The sequence below is a fragment of the Psychrobacter sp. 1Y4 genome, assembly GCF_051847555.1.
The window spans coordinates 1-551 of sequence record NZ_JBPYDE010001001.1; the positions used below are offsets into that span (position 1 = coordinate 1).

At 39.6% G+C, this 551-nt stretch carries 1 protein-coding gene; it reads right to left on the reverse strand.

Annotation, left to right across the window (positions count from 1 at the left end):
• Nucleotides 1-150: 150 nt before the first annotated feature.
• Nucleotides 151-531 carry an aspartate 1-decarboxylase gene (gene panD / locus ACS8FC_RS20085; protein WP_010196068.1) on the reverse strand — a complete coding sequence of 127 codons (381 nt, stop codon included), beginning with the start codon at nt 529-531 and terminating at the stop codon, nt 151-153.
• Nucleotides 532-551 lie beyond the last annotated feature (20 nt).

The following is a 551-nucleotide window of genomic DNA, read 5'->3' on the forward strand; positions in this document are numbered from 1 at the left end:
TAATAGAGAAAAATCGCATAAAAAAAGCCGAATCTTGATTTAGATTCAGCTTTCCCTTTAGCATCGAGATTTTAGTAATAATAGCAGTTAATTCAAAGATGTAACTTTGTGTTTATGTTAAATTTACCAAAACCTCACCATCCTGTCATATTAAGCAACTTGTACAGGAATGATATTTGCTGTGTCTTTAACCGTGTTGTCTTCGTTGCAATAGACCAATTTTGGCTGATATGTCGATGCTTCAACTTCATCAAAATGCGCGTAAGCACAAATAATGACGATATCACCCAAATCTGCCATATGAGCCGCAGCACCATTTAATGAGATAATACCAGAGCCCGCCTCAGCACGGATAGCATAGGTGCGAAAGCGCTTGCCATTGGTCACATTATAGATATCGATAGATTCGTTTTCACGTAGACCAGCTAGGTCTAGTAGATCACCATCGATACCGCATGAGCCTTCATAGTGAAGCTCAGCATGGGTAACGCGAGCACGGTGTAATTTGCATTTAAGCATATTAAGTAGCATAGGTTGCTTCCTTAGCGTAA